Origin of the sequence: Streptomyces sp. NRRL WC-3618 (assembly GCF_001280005.1) — a bacterium.
Classification (GTDB): Bacteria; Actinomycetota; Actinomycetes; order Streptomycetales; family Streptomycetaceae; genus Streptomyces.
On sequence record NZ_LGDW01000066.1, the window covers coordinates 24,244 to 30,479 of the forward strand.

General features: G+C 67.1%; 9 protein-coding genes. 8 read left to right on the plus strand and 1 reads right to left on the minus strand.

The window, feature by feature from the left end:
- Nucleotides 1-61 precede the first annotated feature (61 nt).
- The 4 genes from ADL01_RS09525 to ADL01_RS47215 all read left to right on the plus strand — a co-directional run bounded on the left by ADL01_RS09525 (nt 62) and on the right by ADL01_RS47215 (nt 2,399).
- Nucleotides 62-304 carry a hypothetical protein gene (locus ADL01_RS09525; RefSeq protein ID WP_053741483.1) on the plus strand — a complete coding sequence of 81 codons (243 nt, stop codon included), beginning with the start codon at nt 62-64 and terminating at the stop codon, nt 302-304.
- 248 nt (nt 305-552) lie between these two features.
- Nucleotides 553-996 (plus strand): glycine-rich domain-containing protein, encoded by a 444-nt coding sequence (locus ADL01_RS09530; protein ID WP_053741484.1) that lies wholly within the window; start codon nt 553-555, stop codon nt 994-996.
- A gap of 78 nt (nt 997-1,074) precedes the next feature.
- Nucleotides 1,075-1,911: a protein kinase domain-containing protein gene (locus ADL01_RS09535; RefSeq protein WP_053741485.1), complete on the plus strand. Its 837-nt coding sequence runs from the start codon at nt 1,075-1,077 to the stop codon at nt 1,909-1,911.
- 353 nt (nt 1,912-2,264) lie between these two features.
- Nucleotides 2,265-2,399, plus strand: coding sequence for a hypothetical protein (locus tag ADL01_RS47215; RefSeq protein ID WP_267889909.1), 135 nt, complete (start codon nt 2,265-2,267; stop codon nt 2,397-2,399).
- Nucleotides 2,400-2,785: 386 nt separating this feature from the next.
- Here ADL01_RS47215 and ADL01_RS45960 read toward each other — a convergent pair whose 3' ends face one another.
- Nucleotides 2,786-3,277: a GntR family transcriptional regulator gene (locus tag ADL01_RS45960; protein WP_063783493.1), complete on the minus strand. Its 492-nt coding sequence runs from the start codon at nt 3,275-3,277 to the stop codon at nt 2,786-2,788.
- A gap of 171 nt (nt 3,278-3,448) precedes the next feature.
- Between ADL01_RS45960 and ADL01_RS09545 the strand changes: the two genes are divergently transcribed.
- From ADL01_RS09545 to ADL01_RS09560, 4 genes are read left to right on the plus strand one after another with little or no spacing between them, the layout of a single operon-like run.
- The gene (locus ADL01_RS09545; RefSeq protein ID WP_006381100.1) at nt 3,449-3,799 is read left to right on the plus strand and encodes a hypothetical protein; all 351 of its coding nucleotides are present in this window, start codon (nt 3,449-3,451) and stop codon (nt 3,797-3,799) included.
- Nucleotides 3,796-4,008 (plus strand): hypothetical protein, encoded by a 213-nt coding sequence (locus ADL01_RS09550; protein ID WP_053741486.1) that lies wholly within the window; start codon nt 3,796-3,798, stop codon nt 4,006-4,008. The genes ADL01_RS09545 and ADL01_RS09550 overlap by 4 nt, the downstream gene beginning before the upstream one ends.
- Nucleotides 4,005-5,420, plus strand: a complete 1,416-nt coding sequence (locus tag ADL01_RS09555) for an FtsK/SpoIIIE domain-containing protein (RefSeq protein WP_053741487.1) — start codon at nt 4,005-4,007, stop codon at nt 5,418-5,420. Before ADL01_RS09550 ends, ADL01_RS09555 begins: the two co-directional genes overlap by 4 nt.
- A 47-nt stretch (nt 5,421-5,467) precedes the next feature.
- On the plus strand, nt 5,468-6,166 hold the full coding sequence (locus ADL01_RS09560; RefSeq protein WP_053741488.1) for a DUF2637 domain-containing protein: 699 nt from the start codon (nt 5,468-5,470) through the stop codon (nt 6,164-6,166).
- Nucleotides 6,167-6,236: the final 70 nt, after the last annotated feature.

The following is a 6,236-nucleotide window of genomic DNA, read 5'->3' on the forward strand; positions in this document are numbered from 1 at the left end:
CCGCGATGTTACCCAAGTTGGGTAATCAGCCTGACCTTTTGGCGGGGGCACCCGGTTCGCGATGCTCGTGTGCATGGCGAGCAATCAGCAGACCAGACCAGGTGTCGGTGAACTGGCCAAGGACAGCGTCAGGGACCGTATCGGTGTCGTCATGGGCGAGTTCGGCGGCCGTGTGCAGATGCGGCCGGTCCGTGGCGGCCTGGAGTGGGATGCCGTATCGGACAACGTGGTGGCGCTCAGTGCGCGGGAGGAACTGAGCGCACGTCTGGCCATCAAAAACGGCAACAGTCTGGGTGGGTTGTGATGCGCGCCATCGGCCGAGACACCGGAGCAATTTTTCATCATCTGCATCAGTGGTTCGTGCGGCCTGGTGATCGGCAATGCCTCGATATCAACCAGCAGACCGGCCGCCCCGGACGGGTGCCATTCACGGCTCCCCCGTCCCCGTTCGGGGCGGCCTCCAGAACTGCTTTCCCGATCGCCTGCGCACCCAGCCCGGCGATCAGGGCGGCACGCACGTGCCACGCACCACCTCACACCGGGAGATTGCACATGACGGCAACGGCGAACGATCAGAGGTCCGGCCGCGCGGTGGCTGGTGAGGAATTGTTCGAGAGCCTCGCCCACTTCGTGGTCATCCACAACGGGCAGTCGGCCGAGCGTGCGGAGCGGATCGCGGACCAGGCGGTCGCGTTCCTGGTCACGGCGGCCACTGCCACCGTTCCCATGGTCCCGTCCGATGACGTGGACTTCGGCCTCCACGCGCTCATCCTGCACACGAAGGAGTACGCCGCGCTGTGCGAGCGGTACGCGGGCCGCTTCCTGCACCACAACCCCCAGCCGGGTGGAGGCGCCCGCGACCCTGAGATGGTCGCCGCCTCCGCACGCGCCATGAAGGCGGCCGGGTTCATGGTCTTCGACGACCTGTGGACCGTGAACGGCGTGAATCTCGCGCAGTGCGATTCGGACTGCGGCCGACCGTACGGTCGGGCCTAGCCACACGACAACTGCGACGCGGCCGGCCTGAATTTCGTGGTCGGCCGCGCTCGCCTGGAACCTGGAAGGGATGAGACGTTGCCCGGCCCTACCCCTGAACTGCCGATCGTGGTGCTCGACGCACTCATGCCCACGACTCAGCGCATGGTCATCAACCGTCGAGGCTCCACGGTTTGGGAGGTGGAGAGCCACCGGGGCCACTACGCCGTGAAGATCGGCTATCCGATCGAGGCTACGGCCGACTGGCCTGCCCAGCCCTGGACCGCGCTCGCGCCCGCGCGCGAGGGTGCCGTTCTGCTTCGCCTCGGCGTCGAGGGGATCGCGTACGGCGAGTGGGAGCACGGTACGTGGAACTTCCAGCCGTGGCACGAGGGGCCGGACCTGTACCGGCTGTGGGAGCGCTGCCGTACGAAGGATTCGCCCATCGCACCGGACACCAGTGAAGCACTGGAATGCGCCGAAGCGCTCGCCGACCTCCACGCCAAGGGCTGGGCACACGGCGATGTACAGCCCGCCCACTTCATCATCGGGCCGGAACGAACACACCTCATCGATCTCGCCCTCGCCCACGGCGGTCACGTACCCGAGGGACACGACTTCCCGTTCCGCGGCTGCCTCGTCCACTACGAAGCACCAGAGATCGCACGCAGCGTGCTCGACACCGGGGAAACAGAGCCGACGCAGGAAGCCGACGTCTACGCGCTCGGGGCCTCGCTGCTCATCTCCGCCACGGGCTGGCGGGCGGTCGAGTACCCGGACGACGCTCCGCGACCTGTGCAGCGCGAGGCAGTGGCCAACGGCCGACGTCGGCCCGTGAAAGTGCCCGGTGAGCTGGGCGAATTGGTCGACGCGATGCTCAGCCACGCACCGGGGGATAGGCCCACCATCTCCGAGGTGGTCAAAGCCCTGACCTGATCCCGAAAGCCCTGTTCACCTCGCGTCAGCAAGCGCGTGGACGCCGACAACAAAAGACCGGACCACCCCTCAGCCTGGACAGCATTCCGGGTGGTCCGGTCGCGGAAGCCCTGATCAGGACCCCGGTGCCGATGGTACCGGGGCGGTCTGCGTGCTCGGATTCGGGTGCGGCGACAACCCCCGTCAGCTGTTGTTGAGTTAGAGAGGACGGCGATTGAAGGCGGTCATTGGAAGCACGGTTCTGACGTGCACCACCGAAAGTGAGCCAAGACGGCGAGTGCGCCGAACGAGCACCCGTCACGTATGTCTCCAGCAACCCCGGACCGGCATCAGCCACGTTGCCCGGTTTCGAAATGACGTCCACCCGGACGGCGGGATCGTGCGTGCTCGGGCTCGGGCTCGGCCTGGTCCTGGTCGTGCTCCTGGTGCTCGGGCTGGGCGAGTTGCTTCCTGGCCTGGCTGTCTGCTTTGGCGGTGCGGCGCGCTGAGTGGCCGGGGGCCGGCGCAGCGGTGGCGGAGACAGGGAGCGGCGGCGGCCCCCGGCCGCCAGCGCGCGCGGACCGCCGTAGGCGGTCCGCCTTGATCCAGTAAAGAAACTCTGAACAGCACCGCTGGGCAGCGGGCGATCGAAATGGGAGAGGCACGGATGCCGTGGGCAAGCCCCGGCGGTTCGAGCAAGTGCGCACAGAACGACGGCACGTCGGCAGGCGGGGAGCGATGAGCGAGCACATACCGGACAACGAAATGGGGTCGACCAGCATTCAGGTTGGGGACACGGATCAAGTAGTCGCGCTGGTCGAGGAGATGTGGGCCATGGTCGTTCGCCTCAGTAGGGAAATCAGGGAGTTGCGAGAGGAAGTGGCCCAGCTCAGTACTACGGCTTCGGCTGCTGAGCTGCCTTCAGTTCCTCTACCTCGCGCCGCAGTTCTTGATGATCAGCGCTGAGAACACGGATCTCGTCACGTAGTGCGGTGAGTACTTCGACAAGGGTGGTCCCGGCGACTGCGGCAGCTTCGGTGTCGTCGGGCCCGCCCTCCCCCTGCTCGGCCTGGCCGTGCTCCTCGCCCCTGTTCGCCAAGTACCAAGCCGGAGCGGTGTAGTCCGCCGAGAACTCCCCGCCGGCATTGTGGTCTGCGACGAAGCTGCCCCGACCATGGATCGTGTAGATCAGGCCCTCGTCCCGCAACACATTGAGCGCGGACCTCGCGGTCATGTTGGCTACGCCGAAGCGTTCCTGTAGCTCGCGGATGGATGGCATCTGCTCGCCCGGCTTGATCCGCCCTTGCAAGATGTCGCGCCGAATCTCGTCGGCGGCGTGCTGATATGGCGGCCGACGGTCCTGCTTGCTCTCTGGCGCGGGGCTCATGGCCCAAGAGTAGCGACTCTTAGCACCCCTAGCACACCCCACTGACATAGGTGGCCTACGTCAGTTGACACCTAGCTCACCCGATTCACTTGACACTGCTAGGTCTGCTATGTTCAATGGAGAGCACGCCCCGCCACCCCGGTGGAGCGCAATCGAGAGGAACCAACTCCCATGGCACGCATCCGTGTTGGCCTGCTCCCCACCTCTTCGTTCATGGTCGGCACCCTGCCGGTGCCGAAGTACGCGGACCAGGAGAAGACCCAGTTCGCCACCGACCGTGAGACCGGCGCGAAGCTCTACACGATCACCCTCTTCTTCATGGAGGAGGACCGCGCCGAGGCTCTGAAGATCACCGTTCCGGAAACCGGTCTGCCCAACGGGCTCCGGCCGGGTGTCCCGGTCATGCCGGTGGAACTGTTCGCCACTCCGTGGGCGCGCATCTTCAACGGCTCGCTCTCGGACGGCATCGCCTACCGCGCGGGCCGACTGGACCTGGTGGCCCCGGCCGCTGAGGCGGCGTGAGCGGCACTGCCTTCCGGTCCGGCGCTGAGCGCAGCTACCCGCTGCCTCACGCCGGGCCGGGTGCCCAGTTCACCGAATCACTCGTGACCTCGGTGGCGGCCCTGCTCGTCGCCTACGGCTACCCCCGCCTCGACGCGTCGGCGGATCGGGCGGCCCTCGAATCGGCCCTAACGGCCTTCCTCTACACCCCGTTGGAGAGTCAGAGATGAAGGATCCGAACGCCCCGGCGCAAGGGATCTTCGGTCAAGTCCCGCTCGTCGTCGCCCTGGTGCTCGCCGTGCTCGTCGGATGGGCGGTCTGGTGGGTAGTCCGCTACGTTCGCGCCGACGCCATGACTCGGCAGTCCATACGGCAGGCCATACGCGTGCGGTGGGGCTGGAAGCGGCTCGCACCGATGCTCAAGCTGTCGGCCACGGACAAGACCCCGACCGCCCTGGCGTCACTGGCGAACACGAACGGCAAGCCCATCAAGCCGCGTGTCCTCATCCCCGCCCTGAAGGTGAAGCACGACGCGTACGGAGTGATCGCGCGGGCCCAGTGCCTGCCTGGCGTTGGGCTTACGCAATTCCAGAAGGCGGCCCCGCACCTCGCGGACGCCTGGCGCTGCACCCGGGTGGCGGTCACCCAGGACAAGCCTGGGGAGATCCTCGTCCGGGGTGTGCGACTTGATCCGCTGAAGTTCCCCACGGAGCACCACCCCACGGGTGAGGCACCAGAGGAAACAGCACAGTGGGATCTGGGCCTCGACGAGTACGCGCAACCCGTGTCCGTGAACCTCACGCAGGTACCCGGCGTGACCGTGGCCGGCCTTCCCGGTTTCGGCAAGACCAGCCTGATCAACCGGCTTCTCGCCGACTGGGCGCCCTCGCCCGCAGTGCAGTTCGCCTGCGCGGACGGCAAGGTGTCGGCTGCGTACGAAGGTGACTACGCCGACTGGGTCCAGCGCATGTTCGCCTTCGTGGGCGATGACCTGGAAGAGGCCAACAAGCTGTTCCGGCAGCTCGTTGAACTGCGCCGCGCCCGGTCGGCATCGGTGCGCCAGATGCTCGGGGTGAAGTCCATGTGGGAGGTCGGTCCTTCCGAGAACTGGCCCCTGGTCGTACTGATCGTCGACGAAGCGCACACCTACTTCCGCGACCACAAGGGAAGCGACCAACAGACAAAGAAGCTGGCCGCGCTCGCCGCCGAGAACGCCCGGCTCGTGGAAGACCTGGTGAAGAAGGGGCGGTCCGTGGGACTGCTCGTCATCCTCACCACCCAGAAGTCCACCGGTGACGCGATACCCACCTTCATCCGCGACGTGTGCCCCGTGGGCCTGAGCTTCGCCCAGAAGACCGCCGAAGCCGCCGTGGCCGCGCTCGGCGACGAGATCCGGGAATGGCCGGACGCCAACCCGATCAACCTCCAAGACCCCACCTACGTCGGCGTCGCATCGATGAACCACCAGTCGCAACCCGGCTTCATCCGCATCCGTACGCCCTACGTACCCGACGCGGAAGCGGCTCACATCGCCGAACAGACGGCGAACCTCACCGCCGACCCGGGCGCCCTCCTGGAAGCCTTCCTCGGCCTCCGCCTGGCGGACGTGGACCTCTCAAAGGTCGACGCCGCAACAGCCTGACCTACGCCCTCACGTTCCCAACACCCTCGGAGAGGAGGTGAACTCCCATGACAGAGGACCGGATCACTCAGCGCACGATCACCGCAGTCATGATCGTCATTGCCGCGCTGGCGTTCGTCTTCTCCTTCGGCAACGTCTGGTCCCTCGCCCTGCGCCTCGGCGTCCCCGGCCCGATCGCACCGCTCATCGCTCCGATGGTGGACCTCTCCGTGGTCGGCCTTCTGGTCGCCCTGCGCTATCTCTCCCTGCGCGGCCTGCCCGCCGAACAGATGACGGCCGCCAACCGACTCATGCACTTCTCCGGACTGCTGACCCTGGCCCTCAACGTCGCGGAACCGATCGTCGCCGGACACTACGGCCGCGCTGCCGTTGACGCGGTGGCCCCGCTGCTCCTCCTCGGCTGGGGTGCCGTTGGCCCGCAGCTCCTCCGCGCCTTCCACACCGTCGCGCGCCCCGCCGTACCGGCTTCCCTGCCGGACGAGATCGAGTCGGAGCCTGAGACGGCTTCTGACGTATCCAACTCTGCGGTGCCTCTCACCGTTCCGGCCCCGGCCCCGGTCGCTCCTCACGTGGCCCCGGCTCCTGCCTCGCCTGCGGTCAAGGTGCCTGAGCCGCTGTTGACCGAAGCACGCTCCATCGCCACGTCCCACCACACCGAGCACGGCGAACCGATCACGGCGGCCCAGCTCAAGACGCGACTCGGAATCGGCCTGCCCATGGCCACCGCGCTGCACGCCGCTCTGTAGCGCCCTCCTTCCGCCGGCCGCTCCGCCACTTCCCACCACCGCCCGCCCCCTGGGCCCGCCCTGCCATGCC

What these genes read in the sequence shown, in the direction of transcription:
- ADL01_RS09525 (WP_053741483.1), top strand. Translation starts at nt 62, where the DNA reads ATGCTCGTGTGCATGGCGAGCAATCAGCAGACCAGACCAGGTGTCGGT.
- ADL01_RS09530 (WP_053741484.1), top strand. Translation starts at nt 553, where the DNA reads ATGACGGCAACGGCGAACGATCAGAGGTCCGGCCGCGCGGTGGCTGGT.
- ADL01_RS47215 (WP_267889909.1), top strand. Translation starts at nt 2,265, where the DNA reads ATGACGTCCACCCGGACGGCGGGATCGTGCGTGCTCGGGCTCGGGCTC.
- ADL01_RS45960 (WP_063783493.1), bottom strand. Translation starts at nt 3,277, where the DNA reads ATGAGCCCCGCGCCAGAGAGCAAGCAGGACCGTCGGCCGCCATATCAG.
- ADL01_RS09545 (WP_006381100.1), top strand. Translation starts at nt 3,449, where the DNA reads ATGGCACGCATCCGTGTTGGCCTGCTCCCCACCTCTTCGTTCATGGTC.
- ADL01_RS09555 (WP_053741487.1), top strand. Translation starts at nt 4,005, where the DNA reads ATGAAGGATCCGAACGCCCCGGCGCAAGGGATCTTCGGTCAAGTCCCG.
- ADL01_RS09560 (WP_053741488.1), top strand. Translation starts at nt 5,468, where the DNA reads ATGACAGAGGACCGGATCACTCAGCGCACGATCACCGCAGTCATGATC.